This window comes from Sagittula sp. P11 (assembly GCF_002814095.1).
Lineage (GTDB): Bacteria > Pseudomonadota > Alphaproteobacteria > Rhodobacterales > Rhodobacteraceae > Sagittula.
Genome location: NZ_CP021913.1, coordinates 2,490,970 through 2,510,724 on the forward strand (window position 1 = coordinate 2,490,970; position 19,755 = coordinate 2,510,724).

The following is a 19,755-nucleotide window of genomic DNA, read 5'->3' on the forward strand; positions in this document are numbered from 1 at the left end:
GCGGCGCAAAGCCCCGCCCTACGAGCCGGTGCGCGGGACAGGTGCGATTGCCATGTCCGTGCCGTTGCAGGCCCCCGCGAGCGCCGGGGCCAGCGTCAGGAGCTGCTCAAGCCCGCAATTGCCGCGCGTCAGGTCGTCGAGCGTCACGCGGTCGAGCTCGTGATAGAAGGCGTCGAGCGCGCGTGTCAGGAAGCCGCGCAGGCGGCAGGCGCCGGTCAGCGGACAGGTGTTGGACACGGGGTCGAAACATTCGGCAAAGGGGATCTCGGTCTCGAACAGCCGGAAAACCGTGCCGATGGAGATGGCCGCCGGGGGGCGGGCCAGTTGCAGCCCGCCGCTGCGCCCGCGCTGGGTGTCGAGGAAGCCCTCGGCCTGCAATTGCTGCACCACGCGGGCTATGTGGTTGGCGGAGGCATTGCAGGCGGCGGCGATCTCGGCGCTGCGGACCCGCGTGCCGGGATTGACGGCGCAGAACATCAGGACACGTGCGGCAAGGTTGGTTCGTGTGGTGAGACGCATGGCCGCTCCTCTGGCTGGGCGTCTTTCTTGCATCCGCGGTGCGGAATAACCTTGATCCAGATCAGGGCGCGCGGCGCGGTCCCGGGCCACGGCACGGGGCGGAGCGGAATGCCGCGGACGGAGGGTGACGATGCGGAACGGACAGGCGGCCTCGCTGGCGCAGGCGCTGGTGTGGCCGGTGCAGGCCTGGCTGCTGGCGGCGCTGCTGGCCGACCTGCTGGCCGGGACCGGCGCGCTGCCGGTCTGGGGCATGGCGGGCGGCTTCGTGGCGCTGGGCGCGGTGCGCGCGGCCCTCGAACAGGTGGCGCAGGCGCAGCTTTCGGCGCTGGCAGAGGCCCGCATCGGCGCCGCCCGGGCCGAGATCGTGGAGGTGGAGGCGAAGGCCGCCGCGCCGTCGGCCCTGGGCGGACCGGGCGCGCTGGCCGCGCTTCTGGCGGAGAAGCTGGAGGCGCTGCGCCCCTACCTCATGCGCTACCGCCCCGCCCGGCTGCGCGCCATGGTCGTCCCCCTGCTGATCCTCGCCATCGCCGTGTCGCAGTCCTGGGCCGTGTCGCTGATCTTCCTGATGGCGGGGCCGTTGATCCCGGTCTTCATGGCGCTGGTCGGCTGGGCGGCGAAAGAGGCCAGCGCGCGCCAGATGGTCGAGATCGGCGACCTGAGCGATTTGCTGGTGGACCGGCTGTCGGCGCTGGCCGACCTGCGGCTGGTCGGGGCGGGCGGGCCGGTGGTGAGCGGCTTCGCGGCGTCCTCCGAAGGGTTGCGGGCGCGGACCATGGCGGTGCTGCGCATTGCCTTCCTGTCCTCCACCGTGCTTGAGCTGTTCGCGGCGCTGGGCGTGGCGATGGTGGCGGTCTGGACCGGCTTTCACCTGCTGGGTGTGATCGGCTGGGGCACCTGGGGCGGCGCGCTGTCCCCGGCGGCGGGCATCTGGCTGCTGCTGCTGGCGCCGGAGTTCTTCCAGCCGCTGCGCGACCTTGCCGCCGCGTGGCACGACAAGGCCGCGGCTGAGGCGGTGGAGGCGGAACTGACCGCGTGGCGCGCCGAGACCCGGCCGGAGCTGATGCGCGGCGGTGAGCATGTGCCGCCCGCCGGGCCGCTGTCGCTGCGCGGCGTGGTGGTGCGGGGCATCGCGCTGCCGGAGATGGAGGTGGCCCCGGGCGAAAGCGTGGCCGTCATGGGCCAGAGCGGCGCGGGCAAGACGACGCTGCTGCGCGTGCTGGCGGGGCTTGAGCGGCCTTCGGCGGGCGAGGTGCTTGTCGGCGGACGTCCCTTGCCTGAGGTGATCGACGGCTGGCGTGCGGGGCTGGGATGGATGCCGCAGGCGCCGCATTTCCTCGACCGGTCGCTGCGGTACAACGTGGGTTTCGGCGCGGAGGTGCCCGGCGACGTGGTGGCCCGCGCGCAACTGGCGGAGGTGCTGGCGGCCCTGCCGCGCGGCGCGCTGACCGTGCTGGGCGAGCGCGGCGCGGGCCTGTCGGGCGGAGAGGCGCGGCGCGTGACGCTGGCCCGCGCGCTGATGGCGGGCCGGGGCGCGCTGCTGGCGGACGAGCCGACCGCGGACCTCGACAAGGCGACGGCAGAGGCGGTGGCGGGCGCATTGCTGTCCTTCGCGCAGGCGGGCGGCACGCTGGTCGTGGCGACACATGACGCGGGGCTTGCGGCGCGCATGGACCGGGTCGTGACGCTGGAGGCCGGGTCATGAGGGCGTTGTGGCGCATCGTCGGGCCGCTTGTGGCCGGAGAGGTCCGGGCCGTGCTCAGGGGCTTCGCGCTGACCGTGCTGGTGCTGGTCATGGGCGTGGCGCTGCTGGGCGTGTCGGGCTGGTTCATCACGGCGGCGGCGGTGGCCGGTCTGGCGGGCACGGGCGCGCTGTTCAACGTCTTCGTGCCCTCGGCTATGGTGCGGCTGCTGGCGCTGGGGCGGACGGCGGCGCGGTATGGCGAGCGGGTGCTGACCCATGACGCCACCCTGCGCGCCCTGTCGCGGCTGCGGGTGCGGCTGATGCAGGGGCTGGTTGCGGCGCCCTGGCGGCGGCTGGAGCGGCTGCGGGCGCGGGCCGTGCTGAACCGGCTGGTGGCCGATATCGACGCGCTGGACGGGGTGATGCTGCGGCTGTTGCTGCCGGGGCTGGCGGGCGGCGCGGTGATCCTTGCGAGCGGGCTGGTGCTGTCCTGGCTGGTGCACCCGTGGGTCGGGCTGTGGGTCGCCTGCGGGTACCTCGTGGGGCCGACACTGGTGTTCCTGTTCGGGGCGCGGCTGGCGCGGCGCCCTGCGCGCCGGGCGGAGGCGGCAATGCAGGCGATGCGGTCGCGGCTGGTGGACATGGTGGGCGCGCGCGAGGATCTGGCGGTCTTCGGGCAGCTGGACCGCGCGGCAGAGGCGGTGCAGGGCGCGGTGGCCCGCCATGCGGAGGCGCGGGCGGAGGTCGACCGGGTGGAGCGACGCATGGGTTTCGGCCTCGACCTGATCGGCACGCTGGTGGTCGGCGGGGCGCTTGGCCTTGGTGCGACGCTGGCGCGGGCCGGGGAAATCGGCGCGCCGGAGGTGGCGATCGGGACGCTGGCGGCGCTGGCGCTGGGCGAGACGGTGGCCCCGGTCCGGCGGGCGCTGGCGGAGGTCGGGCGCATGATCTCTGCCGCGCGGCGGGTGGCGCCGGCGCTGGATGTGCCGGAGGAGACCGGGGGTGTGGCGCCGTCCGGAATGCTGGTCCTGGAGGACGTGACATTCGCGCAGGGGCAGGGGCGGGCGCTGTTCGCGCCGGTGTCGCTGCGGGTCGCGGCGGGCGAGACGGTGGCCCTGACCGGGCCGAGCGGCAGCGGCAAGAGCACGCTCCTCCTGATGGCGGCGGGGGTGCTGGCGCCGGTCGGCGGGCGGGTGACGCTGGGCGGGACGGATGTTTCGGCGGTGCCGGAGCGCGCGTTGCGCCGGACGGTCGCGATGGTCCCGCAGCGCCACGCGCTGATCGCCGGAACCGTGGCGGAGAACCTGCGGCTGGCGGCGCCGGAGGCCACGGAGGCGGACCTGACGGCGGCGCTGGAGGCGGTGGCGCTGAGCCGTGTCGTCGCAGGCAAGGGCGGGCTGGACGCGCCGCTGGGGTTCCACGGCGCGGGCCTGTCGGGCGGCGAGGCGCGGCGGTTGGTGCTGGCCCGTGCGCTGCTGCGGCGGCCCGAGGTGCTGCTGCTGGACGAACCGACAGAGGGTCTGGACCGCGCCACGGCCGAGCGTGTCATGGCCGGTCTGCGCGCGGCGCTGCCCGATGCAGCGATCCTTCTGGCGGCCCACCGGCAGGCCGAGATATCGGGCGCCGACCGGGTGGTGACGCTGCGTCCGCCCGCATCCTGAGACCCGCGCCAATCTGTGACATTCCCCTCCCGGGCGAGTGGGCTAATGTCGTAACCGTGATGCGGAATTTGACCTGTGTCAATTTCGTATCGTGAATGTGGAATATATAAGCGCCACGAATTCCGCATCCCGGATGCGGAAAAAAACACCAAGGAGCTCTCTCATGGAGATCGGACTGGTCGAGCTGTCGCGCCTGCAATTCGCTTTGACGGCCATGTATCACTTCCTCTTCGTGCCGCTCACGCTGGGGTTGTCGATCATCGTCGCCATCATGGAGACCGTCTACGTCATGACGAACCGCCCGATCTGGCGGCAGATGACGAAGTTCTGGGGTACGCTGTTCGGCATCAACTTCGTGCTGGGCGTCGCGACGGGCATCACGATGGAATTCCAGTTCGGCATGAACTGGTCGTACTACTCGCACTACGTGGGCGACGTGTTCGGCGCGCCGCTGGCCATCGAGGGGATGATGGCCTTTTTCCTTGAGGCCACGTTCGTCGGGCTGTTCTTCTTCGGCTGGGACAAGCTGTCGAAGGTCGCGCATTGCGTCGTCGCCTGGCTGGTGGCCATCGGGTCCAACTTCTCGGCGCTGTGGATCCTGATCGCCAACGGCTGGATGAACAACCCGGTCGGCGCGGAGTTCAACCCCGAGACCATGCGCATGGAGATGACCGACTTCTTCGAGGTGATCTTCAACGAGGTGGCGCAGTCGAAGTTCGTGCACACGGTGAGTGCGGGCTACGTGACCGCCTCGCTCTTCGTGCTGGGGGTGTCGGCGCTTTACCTGCTGCAGGGCCGGTTCACCGACCTCGCGCGGCGGTCGATCGCGGTCGCCTCGGCCTTTGGCCTCGCCTCGGCGCTGTCGGTGGTCGTGCTGGGCGACGAGTCGGGCTATTCCGCCGGACAGGTGCAGAAGATGAAGCTCGCCTCCCTCGAGGCGATGTGGGAGACGCATGAGGCGCCCGCGCCTTTCACGCTGGTGGGCCTGCCCGACCAGGAAGCGCGCGAGACGCATTACGCCGTGGAGATCCCCTGGCTGATGGGGCTGATCGGCACCCGCAGCCTGACGGAGGAGATCCCCGGCATCAAGGATCTGGTGGCCGAGAACAAGGAGCGCGTGCGGCGGGGCATCATCGCCTACGACGCGCTGATGACCGTGCGCGAGAACCGCGGGGATGTCCCGCCCGAGGCGCGCTTCGTGTTCGAGCAGAACTCCATGGACCTCGGTTATGCCTTCCTGCTGAAGCGCTATGTCGACGACCCGCGCGACGCCACCGAAGAGCAGATCGACCAGGCGGCCTGGGACACCGTGCCGGGCGTCGCGCCGCTGTTCTGGGCGTTCCGGATCATGGTGGGCCTCGGCTTCAGCTTCATCCTGCTGACGGCGTATTTCTTCTGGCGCGCGTCCTTCCGGCGGATGACCTTCCCGCGGTGGGCCCTGTGGGGCGCGGTCGCGTGGATACCCATGCCGTGGATCGCCGCCGAGATGGGCTGGTTCGTGGCGGAGTTCGGCCGCCAGCCCTGGACCGTCTCGGGCGTGCTGCCCACGGCGATGTCGGTGTCGCACCTCAGCGTGGCCGACGTGCTGTTCACGCTGGCAGGCTTCATCCTGTTCTACACGGTGCTCTTCGTGATCGAGGTGAGCCTGATGGTGAAATACATCCGCAAGGGTCCGTTCCAGGACGTTGCGGAGACCGAAGACTGGAAACGGCGGCACGAGGCGCGGTTGCGTTCGCGCGGCGTCGTGTCCCCGGCGGAGTAAGCGACATGATCCTTTCGGACCTGATAGATCTCGAGACGCTGCGCGTCATCTGGTGGGGCCTTCTGGGGGTGCTGCTGATCGGCTTTGCCCTGACGGACGGCTTCGACATGGGCGTGGGCGCGCTTCTGCCCTTCGTGGCGAAGACCGACGTGGAACGCCGGGTCGTCATCAACACGGTCGGCCCGGTGTGGGAAGGCAACCAGGTGTGGTTCATCCTGGGCGGCGGGGCGATCTTTGCCGCCTGGCCGCCGCTTTATGCCGTGTCGTTCAGCGGGTTCTACATCGCGATGTTCGTGATCCTCGCCGCGCTGATCGTGCGCCCGGTGGCGTTCAAGTACCGCTCCAAGCGCGAGGACCCGGCCTGGCGGGAACGCTGGGACTGGGCGCTGTTCGCGGGCGGCGCGGTGCCGGCGACGCTGTTCGGCGTGGCGGTGGGCAACGTGCTTCTGGGCGTGCCCTTCCACCTGACGCAGGACCTGATGCCGATGTACGACGGGTCGATGCTGGGCAAGTTCGTGGGCCTGCTGCGCCCCTTCGCGCTGCTGGCGGGCGTGGTGTCGATGGCCATGCTGCTGATGCACGGCGCGGCCTGGCTGTCGGTGAAGGCGGAGGGCGCGGTGAAGGACCGGGCCCGCGCCATCGGCGTGACCGCCGGGATGGTCGCCGCGGGCGGCTATGCGCTGGCCGGGCTGTGGCTGGCGGTGGGCGTCGACGGGTTCGCCTTTGCCGGAGAGGCGGTGACGGACGGCCCGTCGAACCCGCTGCTGAGCGAGGTGGTGCGCGGCGGTTCGTGGCTCTCGGCCTATGCGGAGCGTCCGTGGATCGCCGTGGCGCCGCTGATGGGCTTTGCCGGGATCGCGCTGGCGGTCATGGGGCTGAAGGCCGGGCGCGAGGTGACGACGCTGCTGGCGTCGAAGCTGGGCATCCTCGGCGTCATCTCCAGCGTCGGGCTGACGATGTTCCCGTTCATCCTGCCGTCCACCGTGGACCCGGACAGCTCTCTGACGGTGTGGGACGCCTCGTCCTCGCACCTGACGCTGTTCATCATGCTGGTCTGCGCGGTGATCTTCATGCCGCTGATCCTGATGTACACCGCGTGGGTCTACCGGGTGCTCTGGGGCAAGGTCACCGAGGACGACGTGACCGGAAATTCCGACGCGCTGTACTGAACCGAGGAAAGGAGACGGGATATGTGGTATTTCGCTTGGCTTCTGGGCCTGCCCCTGGCCGCGCTGTTCGCGGTGATGAACGCGATGTGGCTCGAACTGCGTTCCGACGCATGGACCGCCGAGGACGCGGACCGCGAGGAGGACGAAGCGGCGCGCTGAGGCTGTGGCGTGACGTGGAAAAGGCCCCGGGGTGATCCGGGGCCTTTTGGTATCGGGTGCGGGGGGAGATCGGACGGGCCGGTGCGCTGGTTCGAATTGCCGTCCGTGAAGATTTCTCCGCTTCTCAGGAAGCGTTCGCAGTTTCGGCTGCCTTGCCACATCCGGAAAGGGCGGGAAGCGGTCATTCGCTACGCATACCACTAACGTCAGCTTTGGTTCCCAAAGCTACCGAGCGCTGCACTTGAAATGAGTTTCGGCTTTCACCTGTTCAACGCAGTCAGTCACAAGAACTCTTGTGTCTGCATTTCTTCCATGTTGTCTTGCGCTTGGCAGATCAGACAAAGACCGAACGGAGAGTGCCAAACACAATGGGTTTCAACGTTTCCTATTTGGCGACGCGATTGTCTGCGGCCGAGCTTGCCTCGAACTACCGATTGGAACTTGGCCCTCCTGAGCCCGAGGTCCCCAGCAGTGCGAAGCCCTTTATTGCGGAGCTTTCCAACGGATGGACGATTTGGTGGAGCCAAGAACCGGACAGCTTCCAACTTAACAAAATCAATCCGCATTTGGGCTGCAAGCAAGGGCAGCACTGTTATGTCGTATCGGTTTCTGAATTTTGCATGCATTCGAGCATCGCCAAATACACGCCGATTTCTAAACGCTGGAGCGTCGCACATCACGGTGATGGGAACGACCCGGTACACCTTAAGATCACAGGCCAACCGCCGAAGATATTCTCCGAAATACGTGACGAAGTCTTACAACGGCAAAGAAACCAGATTGTCGATGCGGTAAAAGTTGATGCCGTTCCCGATGAACTTAAGGCTATTGCAGAGCGGATTGGTGGCTCGGTTAAACCTTGGGGAAGCAGTTCGGTGGACTATGCCTTCGATATCCCCATGCTGTTAGGCAGACATTTCTTTAACTTCATCTACGGTCAATTGCCTGAGAAAGGCACAATTTTGCAGTGCTACGAGGTCTTGGAAAATACGTCAGCCAGTCCGGGCAAGCGTAGTTTTCGGCAGCGAATTTTCGGACGTTGAGGTGCAGCCGCAGCGAAAGCAAACTTCGTCCGCATAGCCGACTTCAACGGTGTCGAGGTTGCCGCGCGAAAGTGCCAACGGCAGCTTCAGGAAGAAGGCACCGCAGCATCGGCACCCTGCGTGAATGTCGGCAACGGGCCGTATTTGGCAAGGCATACTCTGGCCGGTCGAGATCCGCTCCCACACAAAAAAAGGCCCCGGATCGCTCCGGGGCCCTTTGTGTCGCGCCTTGGCGCCCTGCCTCAGCCGAGGTCGCTGGGGAGGAGGGCGTCGGGCATGTTCTGGTAGCAGACCGGCCGCAGGAAGCGGCGGATGGAGAGGGTGCCGACGGAGGTCGCGCCGAAGTTCGTGGAGGCCGGGTAGGGGCCGCCGTGGACCATGGCGTCGGCCACTTCGACCCCGGTGGGGAAGCCGTTCACCAGGATGCGGCCCGCCTTGCGTTCCAGCACGGGCATCAGGCGCTTGCCGAGCGCCGTGTCGCCGTCGTCCATGTGCAGCGTCGCGGTGAGCTGGCCTTCGAAGCCCTTGGCCAGGGTCTCCATCTCGTCGGGGCCGGTGACGCGCACCACGAGGCCGAGCGGGCCGAAGACCTCTTCGCCCAGGGCGTGGTCCTGCAGGTAGTCGGAGGCGTCGGTCTCGTAGAGGTTGGGCAGCGCGTTGCGGCCCTCGCTGTCGGTGACCAGCACCGGGCGCACGGCGTTGCGGCCGTCGAAGCGCTTCTTGCCGTCCTTGTAGGCCTGCGCGATGCCGTCGGTCAGCATGCACTGGCTGCTGGCGCCCTTCAGCGCCTCGGCTGCGGCCTGCACGAAGGCGTCGCCCTCGGGGCCTGCCTCGACCACGGCGATGCCGGGGTTGGTGCAGAACTGGCCCGCGCCCATGGTCAGCGACCCGGCCCAGCCTTCACCAATCTGCGCGCCGCGGGCCTTGGCGGCCTCCGGCAGCAGGAACATCGGGTTTACGGAGCCGAGCTCGCCGAAGAAGGGGATCGGTTCGGGACGCTGGGCGCAGAGGTCGAAGAGCGCGCGACCGCCGCCGAGCGAGCCGGTGAAGCCCACGGCCTTGATCAGCGGATGCTGGACGAGGGACTGGCCCACGTCGCGCTTGCCGCCCTGGATCAGGGAGAACACGCCCTTGGGCATGCCGCATTTCTCGATGGCGGCGTGGATCGCCTCGGCCACGATCTCGCCGGTGCCGGGGTGGGCGGAGTGGCCCTTGACCACGACCGGGCAGCCCGCGGCCAGCGCGGCGGCGGTGTCGCCCCCGGCGGTGGAAAAGGCCAGCGGGAAGTTCGAGGCGCCGAACACGGCCACCGGGCCGATCGGGCGCTGCACCATCTTCAGATCGGGGCGGGGCAGCGGCTGGCGGTCGGGCAGGGCCTCGTCATGGCGACGGTCGAGGTAGTCGCCCTTCTGGATGTGTGTGGCAAACAGCCGGAGCTGGCCGGTGGTGCGGCCGCGCTCGCCCTGGAGGCGTGCCTCGGGGAGGCCGGTTTCCTGCGTGCCGATCTCGGTGATCTGGTCGGCGCGGGCCTCGATCTCGTCCGCGATGGCGTTGAGGAAGGTGGCGCGCTCCTCGCGGGTGGTGTAGCCGTAGGTCCAGAAGGCTTCTTCCGCCGCCTCGCAGGCGCGGTCCACGAGGTCGGGCGTGCCGACGGCATACGCATGGGCCGGGCCGTGCGCCGGTTCGGACTGGAACGTCTGGTCGGAGGCAATCCATTCGCCTGCGATCAGGTGCTTGCCGTGGGGGGTGAATGTGTCTTTGGGCATAGTTCTCTCCCTTTGTGGTCGGTGCCTCAGCCGGTCACTCCGATCGGCCATGGGGCAAATTCATCTGCGCCGACGCCTGCGGCTTCGCTTTTCGTGGCCTCGCCGGATGCGGTGGCGAGGATGCGGGCAAAGATCGTTTCACCCAGGGCGTCGAGCGTGGTGGCGCCATCAATCACGGTTCCGCAGTTGATGTCCATGTCGCCGAGCATCTTCGTGTACATCGGCGTGTTGGATGCCAGTTTGATCGTCGGTGCGGGGTAGGATCCGAAGCACGACCCCCGCCCGGTGGTGAAGGCGATCAGGTTGGCGCCGCCCGCGATCTGTCCGGTGGCGGCGACAGGGTCGTAACCGGGTGTGTCCATGAGGACAAGCCCGTGCGCGGTCACCGGCTCCGCGTAGCGGTAGACCGCCTGAATGCCGGAGGAACCGCCTTTTTTCGCGCCGCCGAGCGCCTTTTCGATGACGTTGGCCAGCCCGCCCTGCATGTTTCCGGGGCCGACGACGCCCTGCATCTGCACGTCCTTGCCGTCGGTGTAGTCGAGCCACCACCTGATCCGGTCGAGGATGGCGCGGCCCGTGGCCTCGTCCTTTGCGCGGGCGGTCAGGGTGTGTTCGATGCCGTAGAGTTCGGGGAATTCCGACAGGATCGCGGTGCCGCCGTTGCGGGTCAGCAGGTCGACGGCGCGGCCGAGCGCGGGGTTGGCGGAGAGGCCGGAGAACCCGTCGGAGCCGCCGCATTGCAGGCCCACGGTGATGTGTTCGGCGGACTGCGGCGTGCGGGTGGCTGTGTTCGCTTCGGGCAGCATCGCGAGGATGGCGGCCTTGCCCTCGGCGATGGCGGCGGCGGTGCCGCCCACGTCCTGCATGCGGACGGTGTGCAGCATCTTGCCGCTTTCCAGCGCGGTGTCGCGGAAGAAGCGGTCGAGGTTGTTGCGTTCGCAGCCGAGCGAGACGACCAGCGCGCCCGCGACGTTGGGGTGGCGGATGTAGCCCGCCAGCGTGCGGTGCAGAAGGTCCATCGCCTCGCCCGTGCCTTCCATGCCGCAGCCCTGCTGGTGGATGAAGGGCACGACGCCGTCGACGTTGGGAAAGTCCGCGAGCCGGTCCTCGTCGAAATGCGTGGCGATCCTGCGGGCGACGGTGGCGGCGCAGTTCACGGTGATGAAGACGCCGATGTAGTTGCGGGTGCCGACGCGGCCGTCGCCCCGTGCGTAGCCCAGGAAGGTGGCGCGCTGTTCCGGCGGCAGCAGGTCCGGGGCGCGGTAGTCCTGCGCGAAGCGGTAGTCCTTCTGCACCTCGTCCATCAGCACGTTGTGGGCGTGCAGATAGGTGCCGGGCGGGCAGTCCTCGCCCGCAAAGCCGATGACCGTGGCGTATTTCAGCACCGGCGCGCCACGGGCGATGTGCCGGGTGGCTACCTTGTGGCCCGCGGGCACGTCCGAAAGCGCCACCAGCCCGTCGCCCAGGTCGGTGCCCGCGGCGATGGCCACGCGCGCGACGGCGGTGTTGTCCTGCGCATCGAGGCGGATCAGGGGGCCGGGCACGGTGTGCGCCGGGCTGGCTGTCAGGGTATCGGTCATCGCCCGGTCTTCTGCCGCCAGTCCTCGTACTTCTGGCGGTTCTCGTCCTTGGTGCAGGGATAGAGGCCGATGATGGTCGCCCCGGCCTTCACCTGTTCCAGCGCGAAATCCTCGTAGGAGGTCATCTCGGTCGCCTCGGCGGCGATCTCGTCGGCGAGGTGCGCGGGGATGACGATCACGCTGTCGTCGTCGCCCACCATGATGTCGCCGGGAAAGATCGCGACGTTGCCGCAGCCAATGGGGCCGTTGATCTCGATCGCCTCGTTGTTGGTGAGGTTGGTGGGCGAGGAGGGGCGCTGGTGGTAGGCGCGCATCTCCAGCGTGGCGATGTTCATCGCGTCCCGGAAACCGCCGTCGGTCACGACGCCCGCGCCGCCGCGCATCATCAGCCGGGTGATGAGGATGTCCCCGGCGGAGGCCATGGAAGCGTCGCCGCGGCTGTCCATCACCAGCACGTGGCCCTCGGGGCAGGTTTCGACGGCGACGCGCTGCTTGTGGTCGGGGTTGCGGAAGACCTCGATCCCGTTGCGGTCCTCGCGGGCGGGGATGTAGCGCAGGGTGAAGGCGGGGCCGACCATGTTGCGGCCCTTCATCGCGACCGGGTGGACGTCCTGCAGCACCTGCTTCTTCAGCCCGCGCTTGAAGAGCGCGGTGGCCAGCGTCGCGACAGAGACCTGTTCAAGCTGCGCCTTGGTGTCGGGTTTGAGCGGAAAGTCGGTCATGCGGTGTCCTCAGATCAGGCCGTTGGCGGTCATGAAGGTTTCCAGCCGCTGGCGCTGGCTGTCGGAGAGCGGCCAGGCGGCGGGCGGTCGGGCGGCACCGCAGTCCTCGCCCATCATCTGGAGCGCGGCCTTCACGCCGGGCACGTTGGCGCCGCCCTGTTCCTCGGCGCGGATGTCCTCGAACACCTGCATCCCGGCGATCAGGCTGCGCGCCTCGTCGTAGTCGCCGCCTTCGAGCGCGGTGTTGATCGCGACGGAGCGTTCCGGCCAGACGTTGATCAGCCCGGAGGTGAAGCCGCGCGCGCCCACGGCGTAGAAGGTGGGCGCCCAGACTTCGGCGAGGCCGCCGGTCCAGACGATGTCGTCCGGGCAGGCGGCGATGGCGGCCTTCAGCTTCATCGGGTTGGGGGTGGCCCATTTGACGCCGATCACCCCGTCGATCAGGCACATGGCGCGGATCGCGTCGGTGCCGATGGCGTCGTTGCGCAGGTACAGCACGATGGGCAGGCCGTCGCCGGCCTCGCGCACCGCTTCGACGTAGTGGACGAGGCCACGGGGCGAGACGAAGGGATCGGGCGGCTGGTGGATCATCAGGGCGGAGGCCCCGGCAAGCCCCGACGCCTCGGCCAGCGCCTGCGCGTCGCGCACGCCGCGCCCGACGCCTGCGACCATGGGCACGCGGTCGTCGATGTGCTGGCCCGCGGCATGGACCATGGCCTGCGCCTCTTCCAGCGTCAGGCCGTAGAACTCGCCGGTGTTGCCGTTGGCGGTCAGGACATGAACGCCCGCCTCGATGGCGCGCTCGACGATGGGGCGTTGCAGGTCGGGGGCGATTTCGCCCGCCTCGTCGAAGGGGGTGACGAGGATGCCGGACACGCCGGTCAGGCTCTTGTGGAGGTCAGATGGCATGGGGTTCTCCGTGAAGCCGGGCGGCGGTCCTTCGGCAGGGCCGCGCGCCACAGGTGAAGAAATGGATGGGAGGAATGCGGGTCATGCCTGCCCTTTCCGGAGGGCGTTTAGGCACAGGAGCGCCAGAAGCGCAGGGCCCGCGATGTAGGGGAGGGCGCCCGGGTCTTCGAGCGCGCCGAAGCGGATGGCGATGCCGGTGAAGACGACCCAGACCGAAGCGATGAGCCAGAGCCCGGCCCGCAGGCCGCGCGGCGCGGGCCGCGCGGGTGTGCGGAAGAGGCGGATGAAGTGCACCGCGTTCCAGAACGCGATCCCCATCATCAGCGGGCAGAGGCCGACGTAGAGCGGCGACAGCATCAGGTCCCGGCGCGAGAGGCGGTCGGCGGTGAACATGTCCACCAGTACGCCGGCCAGCAGCACGCCGTAAAGCAGCGCCAGCGCGGCCAGCGCAAAGGCCGCCAGTGCGCCCAGGAGCACCGGACCGGGAAGGCCCTCCGGCCTGTCGTCTGCCGCCACCTCCGACACTCAGTTGATTTCCGGTTCCGGCACGGGGCCGCCGAATTCGCTGGTCAGGAAGTCGAAGTCGCAGCCCTTGTCGGCCTGTTCGACGTGCTTGGTGTAGACGTAGCCGTAGCCCCGTTCGAAGCGCGGTTCGGGCGCGGTCCAGGCGGCGCGGCGTTCGGCCATCTCCGCGTCGGAGATCTGCACGTTGAGGCGGCGGTTCGGGATGTCCATCTCGATCATGTCGCCGGTGCGGATCAGGGCGAGCGGGCCGCCGACGAAGGCTTCGGGCGCGACGTGCAGGATGCAGGCCCCGTAGGAGGTGCCGGACATGCGCGCGTCGGACAGGCGGACCATGTCGCGGTGGCCCTGTTTGAGCAGCGCCTTGGGCATCGGGATCATGCCCCATTCCGGCATCCCCGGCCCGCCCTGCGGCCCGGCGTTCCTGAGGACCAGGACGTGGTCCGGGGTCATCGGGTAGTTCTCGTCGTTGATGATCTCCTTCAGCTCCGCGTAGCTGTCGGCGACGATGCAGGGGCCGGTGTGCGTCTGGAACTTCGGGTCCATGGCGGCGGGCTTGATGACCGCGCCATCCGGGGCGAGGTTGCCGCGCAGCACGGCGAGCGAGCCTTCGTGGTAGAGCGGGTTGGACAGCGGGCGGATCACGTCTTCGTTGTAGTTCACCGCCGACTCGATGGTTTCGCCCAGCGTCTTGCCGGAGACGGTCATCACCGACAGGTCGAGCTTGTCGCCCAGTTCCTTCATCAGCGCCGGGAGGCCGCCGGCGTAGAAGAAGTCCTCCATCAGGTATTCCTTGCCCGAGGGGCGGATGTTGGCGATCACCGGGGTCGTCCTGCCGATCTCGTCGAGGTCGTCGAGCGTCAGCGGGATGCCCGCGCGGCGGGCCATGGCGATCATGTGGATGATGGCGTTGGTCGAGCAGCCGGTGGCCATGGCGACGGTGACGGCGTTGCGGGTGGAAGCCTCCGTCATGATCTTGTTCGGGGTCAGGTCTTCCCAGACCATGTCGACGATGCGGCGCCCGCAGGCCTTGGCCATGCGCTTGTGGCCCGCGTCGGGCGCGGGGATCGAGGAGGCGCCGGGCAGGGTCAGGCCCCAGCCGTCGGCGATGCTCATCATGGTGGAGGCGGTGCCCATGGTCATGCAGGTGCCGTAGCTGCGGGCGATGCCGCCCTGCACGCCCATCCACTCTTCCTTGCCGATGGTGCCGGCGCGGCGTTCGTCCCAGTATTTCCAGACATCCGTGCCGGAGCCGAGCTTCTGCCCGGCGTAGTTGCCGCGCAGCATGGCGCCCGCGGGCATGAAGATGAACGGCAAGCCCATGCTGACCGCGCCCATGACCAGCGCGGGCGTGGACTTGTCGCAGCCGCCCAGCAGCACCGCCCCGTCGATGGGGTGGGAGCGCAGGGTTTCCTCCACCTCCAGCGCGCCCATGTTGCGGTAGAGCATCGAGGTGGGTTTCAGGAACTGCTCGGAGAACGAGTGCACCGGCATCTCGACCGGGTGGCCGCCCGCCTGCAGGATGCCCTGCTTCACGAACTCTGCCCGGTCGCGCAGGTGGTGGTGGCAGGGCGAGAGGTCGGACCATGTGTTGATGACGGCGATCACCGGCTTGCCGGTCCAGTCCTCGTCGTCCCAGCCCATCTGCATCGCGCGGGACCTGTGGCCCATGGAGCGCAGGTCGTCGGGCGCGAACCAACGGGCGGAGCGGAGCTCTTCGGGGGACTTGCGGCGGTCGGTCATGGTCTTTCCTTACTGGTATTCGAAACTGGCGGCGCTGGCCGGGTCATTGCCGGCGGCGCGCGGCAGAAGGGTTTGGCACGGGGTCCGGAGGATGCTGCCCGGCACCACCATGCCATCTGCGGGGCTCGTGGTCACGTGGGCCCCGATGGGGTCTTGGGCGGGTTCTGCGAACGGTTCGTCCCCGGGCTTGGCGGCGTCCGGTCCGCGCCGGGGCCCGTGCGGGGGCGTCGGGTGCTCTGGCATCTCTTCCCCCTCCCACGGGCCGGCGTTCACGAAATCGGCTGTGCGGCACCGAACATGATGCCGATGATGACCGCCACCAGGACAAGCCCGAGGAGCCAGGGCCAGATGCCGTAGCCGTCGATGTCTTCACGTGAGTCGCGTCCGATCATGGCTCTACCTCAGTTCAGGAGTTCGGGAAGGAAAAGGGCAATCTGCGGGAAGACCATCACCAGCACGAGGCCGATGATCTGCAGACCGATGAAGGGCAGCACCGCGAGGAAGATCTCCTGCAGGGTCACGTCCTTCGGCGCCACCGACTTCAGCCAGAAGCAGGCCGGGCCGAAGGGCGGCGACAGGAAGTAGATCTGGATGTTCATCACGAAGAGGATGCCGAACCAGATCTTGGCCTGGTCCTCGGTCAGGCCGAGTTCGGGGGCCAGCGTCATGACCACCGGCGCGAAGACCGGGACGGTGATCAGCACGATGGCGATCCATTCCATGAAGGTGCCCAGCACCATCAGGATCAGCATCATGACGATCACGGTGCCCATGGCCGACAGCCCGAGGTCGAGGAACAGCGAGCGCATGAACTCTCCGCCGCCGACGAGGTTGAAGATGCCCACGAAGGAGACCGCGCCGAGGATCAGCCAGATGATCGTGCCGACGGTGGCCATGGTGCCCATGAGCGCGGCGGTCACCACCTCCCAGTTGAAGCGGTTGCGGATGGCGGCGATCACCATGGCGCCGATGCAGCCCACGGCGGCGGATTCGGTGACGGAGGCGATCCCGGCGTAGATCGACCCCATGACCGTGGCGATCAGCGCGATCGACAGGATCACGGCGGTCATCCGTTCGGAGGAGAGCTTCTGTTCGGTGCCGGTGATCTCGGCCACTTCCCTCGCGGTGGGCGCCATGGAGGGGGTGATGTTGACGCGGATCAGCACGTAGCCCGCGTAGAACACCGCCAGCATGATGCCGGGGATGGCGCCGGCCATGAACAGGTCGCCGATGCCGACCTCGGCCGAGAGGCCGTAGACGATCATGATGATCGACGGCGGGATCAGCGTGGCGAGCGCACCGGCGGCGCAGATCAGGCCGATGGTGATCTTGCGGTCGTAGCCCAGGCGGAACATCTGCGGCAGGGCGACGAGGCCCAGCATGACGATCTCGCCGCCCATGACGCCGGACATGGCGGCGAGGATCACGGCGACGACGGTGGTCTGCACGGCCACGCCGCCGCGCAGGTTGCCCGCGAAGATCGACATGGCGTCGAAGAGGTCCTCGGCGATGCCCGCCCGTTCGAGGATGGAGGCCATGAGCACGAAGAACGGCACCGCGACGAGGGAGTAGTGTTCCAGCAGACCCACGGCGTTCGAGGACACGAGGAACAGCCCGCGCGGTCCGAAGAAGCCGATGGCCATGATGACCGACACGATCAGCGTGACGATGCCCAGCGGCATCCCGGTCATCATCAGCGCGATCAGCATGACAACCATGATGAGCGACACGGTGCCGAGGTCCATGGACCGCATGTCGAGCGCCTGCGACGGGTCGAGCGCCTTGCCGATCCCGGAGATGAAGCCCGAGAACATCTCGGCCGGGGCGAAGGCGAAGACTTCGGCCAGGAAGGCGGAGGCGAAGTAGAGGACGAAGTAGGCGGAGACGATCTTGACCAGCAGGCGCCCGAGGTTGGAGTTCAGGTGCCGGTGCAGGTTCATCATGAGCTGCGCGAGGTACATGAAGGCACCGATCACCATCAGCGACTTCATCATCATCGGCAGCGGGGAGTTGAAGGCTGAGCCGGATTTCTCGACGCGTTCGATGCTGACATAGGCGCGGATCGGCGCGTCGGTCAGCAGCATGTAGAGCGCGAAGATCCCCACCAGCATGGCGAAGAGGTCGAGCCACCATTTCTGGCGCCGGGTGGTCAGCCCGTGGATGACGGTGATCGCGATGTGCCGCTTCTTCAGCGTGACGTAACCCGCCGACAGCATCCACGCGGCGGCAACCGTGGTCATCACCGTCTCGAACGCCCAGAAGGTCGGGTGGTTCAGCACGTAGCGCGAGAAGACCTCGTACAGCGTGGCAAGCGCCGCGACGAGGTAGAAGGAGGAGATGGCGATGCCGGTGATGTGGCTGGCATGGTCGACCACCGTGTAGTCAGACATCGGCAGGTCCCGCTCCTCCGCGTGGGCGAGGGGGTCCTGATCGGCGATTTCCAGATCGGTTTGGGCGATGGCGTCGTCGATGTTTCGGGTCACAGCGGGAGTCCTCCCTCGGGGCCGGGAAAAGAGGGCCGCAGACGGGCCCTAGAGGTGCTGCGGCGCCCCCTTGGCCGGGGGCGCCATCGGGTCTCTGTTGGAGTGCGTCAGAGCAGCCCGGCTTCCTTCATGAAGGCGATGTGCGCGTCGTAGACTTCCTGCGCGAGGTCGGAGCCCTTGGCGAAGTCTTCCCATGCCTGCTGCGCCACCTTTCGGAAAGCGTCGCGCTCTTCCTGCGGCCAGTCGATCACTTCCAGCTCTCCGGCGGCCTTGTCACGGGCGACAAGCTGGCGGTCGAGGCGGTCGAAGTGCTGGCGCAGCCCGTTGTAGGCGGCGAGATACCAGGTTTCGAGCGCGACCTGCTCCTGCTCCGACATCTCGTCCCAGACGGCCTGGGAGACGGTGAACTGCAGGATCGGGGTGGAGTGGATGCCCGGGAAGATCGGGTACTTGGCGATCTTGTGCATCCCGTTGGCGTCGTTGTTGGCATAGGCGGAGTTGTCCGCCGCGTCGATCACGCCCTTTTCGAGCGCGCCGTAGGTTTCGGAGCCGGACATGGACACGGGCGCTGCACCGACGCGCTTGAAGACGTCCGCCGCAAGCCCTTCGGGGGAGCGCACCTTGACGCCCTCGAAGTCCGCCACACCCCGGATCGGCACCTTGGAGACAAAGGCCTCACGCGCGTAGGCGCCGCAGCCGACGACGTGCACGCCCTCGAAATGCGCGTCGAAGAGCTTCTGCAGCATCTCCTTGCCGCCGCCCTGCGCGCAGAACGCCTGGATCTGGTCGGCCGAGTCGTAGCCTGCGATCAGGTCGCCCATCAGCGCGAAGGCCGGGTCGACACCCGCGAAGTAGTTGATCGAGGTGAGGTCGCCGTCGAGGATCCCGACCGAGATCGCCTCGGCCGTCTCGCGGCGCGGCACCACGGCGTCGATCGGCAGAAGCTCCACCCCCAGCGATCCGCCGGTCATGGTTTCCAGCTTCGGCACCCATTCCTCGTTCAGGTAGGCGAGCGAGGCGTGGCTGGCGTTGGACGAGGTCTGGATCTTCAGCGTCTTGTCTGCGGCGCTTGCCGCCGTGGCCAGTGCCGCGACGGAGGCCGCAAGGACCGCCGCCTTTGACATGTTCTTCAGGATGTCGGTTTTCATTGAGTTCCTCCCTTGGTGCAGTGCACGCGACGCGGCCCTCCTCGACCGGCGCTCACGAGCTGGTCAGACTAATATATTAGTTGAATTAGACGGTCAATCTTGATTGAATTGGCGAAGCGCCGATATTGAGTGGAGGCAAGGCCGCCACGGTGGCGCAATCGGAACGGACATGGCGATCATCGAACAGGCCTTCGGCGAACATGGAGAGAAGCACCCCGTCTCGGCGGCGGGCGCCGTCTATGACGCGCTGCGCAAGAAGGTGGTGTCGCTGGATTATCCGCCGGGCACAGTCCTGTCGCGCACGGCCATCGCGCAGGAGTACGGGGTCAGCCTGACGCCGGTGCGCGAAGCGCTGCAGCGGCTGGAGGAAGACGGGCTGGTCCGGATCATGCCGCAGTCCGGCACGGTGGTGAAACGCATCGACGTCGACCAGCTGCGCGAGACGCAGTTCCTGCGGGTGTCCGTCGAGACGGAGGTGGTGCGCCGGCTGGCGCTCGACCCCGATCCGGAGGTGATCTCACGCGCGCGGGCGATCATGAACATGCAGGAATCGCTGCACGGCGACACCACGCAGATGGGGCTGTTCAACGAGCTCGACCGCGCCTTTCACCGCACGCTGTTCGCGGGTGTCGGCATGACCAACCTGCAGCAGATCCTGATCCGCAGGCTGGGCCACCTGTTCCGCTGCCAGATGCTGGACCTGCCCTCCGAGGGCAAGATGGCCGACATCGTGGAGAAACACTGGCGCATCCTGCACGGCATCGAGCGGGGCGACCCCGACGAGGCGATGGAGGCGATCCGAGTCCATCTGTCGGGCACGATACGCCGGCTCGACATGCTCCGCGGGCAGTTTCCGGAGTTCTTTTCGAGCTGACGTCCCGCCGGGGC

Annotated in this window: 17 protein-coding genes; 7 read left to right on the top strand and 10 right to left on the bottom strand. The window is 68.0% G+C overall.

All coding sequences use genetic code 11. The features are described 5' to 3' along the window. Nucleotides 1-18: 18 nt before the first annotated feature. Nucleotides 19-519, bottom strand: coding sequence for an Rrf2 family transcriptional regulator (locus tag CDO87_RS12010; RefSeq protein WP_100928993.1), 501 nt, complete (start codon nucleotides 517-519; stop codon nucleotides 19-21). Nucleotides 520-649: 130 nt separating this feature from the next. Between CDO87_RS12010 and CDO87_RS12015 the strand changes: the two genes are divergently transcribed. The 6 genes from CDO87_RS12015 (at nucleotide 650) to CDO87_RS26740 (ending at nucleotide 7,994) form a co-directional block, all read left to right on the top strand. After that, a complete protein-coding gene (locus tag CDO87_RS12015; protein WP_100928994.1) occupies nucleotides 650-2,221 on the top strand; it encodes an ABC transporter ATP-binding protein/permease in 1,572 nt (523 codons plus the stop codon). Next, nucleotides 2,218-3,861, top strand: coding sequence for an amino acid ABC transporter ATP-binding/permease protein (locus CDO87_RS12020; protein WP_100928995.1), 1,644 nt, complete (start codon nucleotides 2,218-2,220; stop codon nucleotides 3,859-3,861). The genes CDO87_RS12015 and CDO87_RS12020 overlap by 4 nt, the downstream gene beginning before the upstream one ends. Nucleotides 3,862-4,024: 163 nt before the next feature. Next, nucleotides 4,025-5,623 (top strand): cytochrome ubiquinol oxidase subunit I, encoded by a 1,599-nt coding sequence (locus CDO87_RS12025; protein ID WP_100928996.1) that lies wholly within the window; start codon nucleotides 4,025-4,027, stop codon nucleotides 5,621-5,623. A 5-nt stretch (nucleotides 5,624-5,628) separates the two neighbouring features. Continuing rightward, nucleotides 5,629-6,792 carry a cytochrome d ubiquinol oxidase subunit II gene (cydB, locus tag CDO87_RS12030; RefSeq protein ID WP_100928997.1) on the top strand — a complete coding sequence of 388 codons (1,164 nt, stop codon included), beginning with the start codon at nucleotides 5,629-5,631 and terminating at the stop codon, nucleotides 6,790-6,792. A gap of 21 nt (nucleotides 6,793-6,813) precedes the next feature. Continuing rightward, complete coding sequence (cydX, locus tag CDO87_RS12035; RefSeq protein ID WP_100928998.1) at nucleotides 6,814-6,951, top strand: cytochrome bd-I oxidase subunit CydX; 138 nt, start codon at nucleotides 6,814-6,816, stop codon at nucleotides 6,949-6,951. Nucleotides 6,952-7,319: 368 nt separating this feature from the next. Next, nucleotides 7,320-7,994, top strand: a complete 675-nt coding sequence (locus tag CDO87_RS26740) for a hypothetical protein (RefSeq protein ID WP_157814978.1) — start codon at nucleotides 7,320-7,322, stop codon at nucleotides 7,992-7,994. A gap of 242 nt (nucleotides 7,995-8,236) precedes the next feature. Here the strand turns inward: CDO87_RS26740 and CDO87_RS12040 are convergent, their stop codons facing one another. From CDO87_RS12040 to CDO87_RS12085, 9 genes are all read right to left on the bottom strand, one after another. Further along, nucleotides 8,237-9,760: an aldehyde dehydrogenase (NADP(+)) gene (locus tag CDO87_RS12040; protein WP_100928999.1), complete on the bottom strand. Its 1,524-nt coding sequence runs from the start codon at nucleotides 9,758-9,760 to the stop codon at nucleotides 8,237-8,239. Between the two features lie 26 nt (nucleotides 9,761-9,786). Continuing rightward, nucleotides 9,787-11,340: a UxaA family hydrolase gene (locus CDO87_RS12045; protein WP_100929000.1), complete on the bottom strand. Its 1,554-nt coding sequence runs from the start codon at nucleotides 11,338-11,340 to the stop codon at nucleotides 9,787-9,789. Further along, nucleotides 11,337-12,062 carry a ribonuclease activity regulator RraA gene (locus CDO87_RS12050; RefSeq protein ID WP_100929001.1) on the bottom strand — a complete coding sequence of 242 codons (726 nt, stop codon included), beginning with the start codon at nucleotides 12,060-12,062 and terminating at the stop codon, nucleotides 11,337-11,339. Before CDO87_RS12050 ends, CDO87_RS12045 begins: the two co-directional genes overlap by 4 nt. 9 nt (nucleotides 12,063-12,071) lie before the next feature. Further along, the gene (locus CDO87_RS12055; RefSeq protein WP_100929002.1) at nucleotides 12,072-12,971 is read right to left on the bottom strand and encodes a dihydrodipicolinate synthase family protein; all 900 of its coding nucleotides are present in this window, start codon (nucleotides 12,969-12,971) and stop codon (nucleotides 12,072-12,074) included. Nucleotides 12,972-13,052: 81 nt separating this feature from the next. Beyond that, nucleotides 13,053-13,496 (bottom strand): hypothetical protein, encoded by a 444-nt coding sequence (locus CDO87_RS12060; RefSeq protein ID WP_100929003.1) that lies wholly within the window; start codon nucleotides 13,494-13,496, stop codon nucleotides 13,053-13,055. After that, entirely contained in the window at nucleotides 13,497-15,236 is a 1,740-nt protein-coding gene (gene araD, locus CDO87_RS12065) for an L-arabinonate dehydratase (protein ID WP_100929004.1), read from the bottom strand. A gap of 269 nt (nucleotides 15,237-15,505) precedes the next feature. After that, on the bottom strand, nucleotides 15,506-15,628 hold the full coding sequence (locus CDO87_RS12075) for a dihydroxy-acid dehydratase (protein ID WP_100929006.1): 123 nt from the start codon (nucleotides 15,626-15,628) through the stop codon (nucleotides 15,506-15,508). A gap of 9 nt (nucleotides 15,629-15,637) precedes the next feature. Next, a complete protein-coding gene (locus CDO87_RS12080) occupies nucleotides 15,638-17,719 on the bottom strand; it encodes a TRAP transporter large permease subunit (protein ID WP_100929007.1) in 2,082 nt (693 codons plus the stop codon). A gap of 107 nt (nucleotides 17,720-17,826) precedes the next feature. Further along, a complete protein-coding gene (locus CDO87_RS12085) occupies nucleotides 17,827-18,867 on the bottom strand; it encodes a TRAP transporter substrate-binding protein (protein ID WP_100929008.1) in 1,041 nt (346 codons plus the stop codon). 169 nt (nucleotides 18,868-19,036) lie between these two features. Here CDO87_RS12085 and CDO87_RS12090 point away from each other — a divergent pair, with 169 nt between their 5' ends. Further along, a complete protein-coding gene (locus CDO87_RS12090) occupies nucleotides 19,037-19,741 on the top strand; it encodes a GntR family transcriptional regulator (RefSeq protein WP_100929009.1) in 705 nt (234 codons plus the stop codon). The last annotated feature ends 14 nt before the right edge of the window (nucleotides 19,742-19,755 follow it).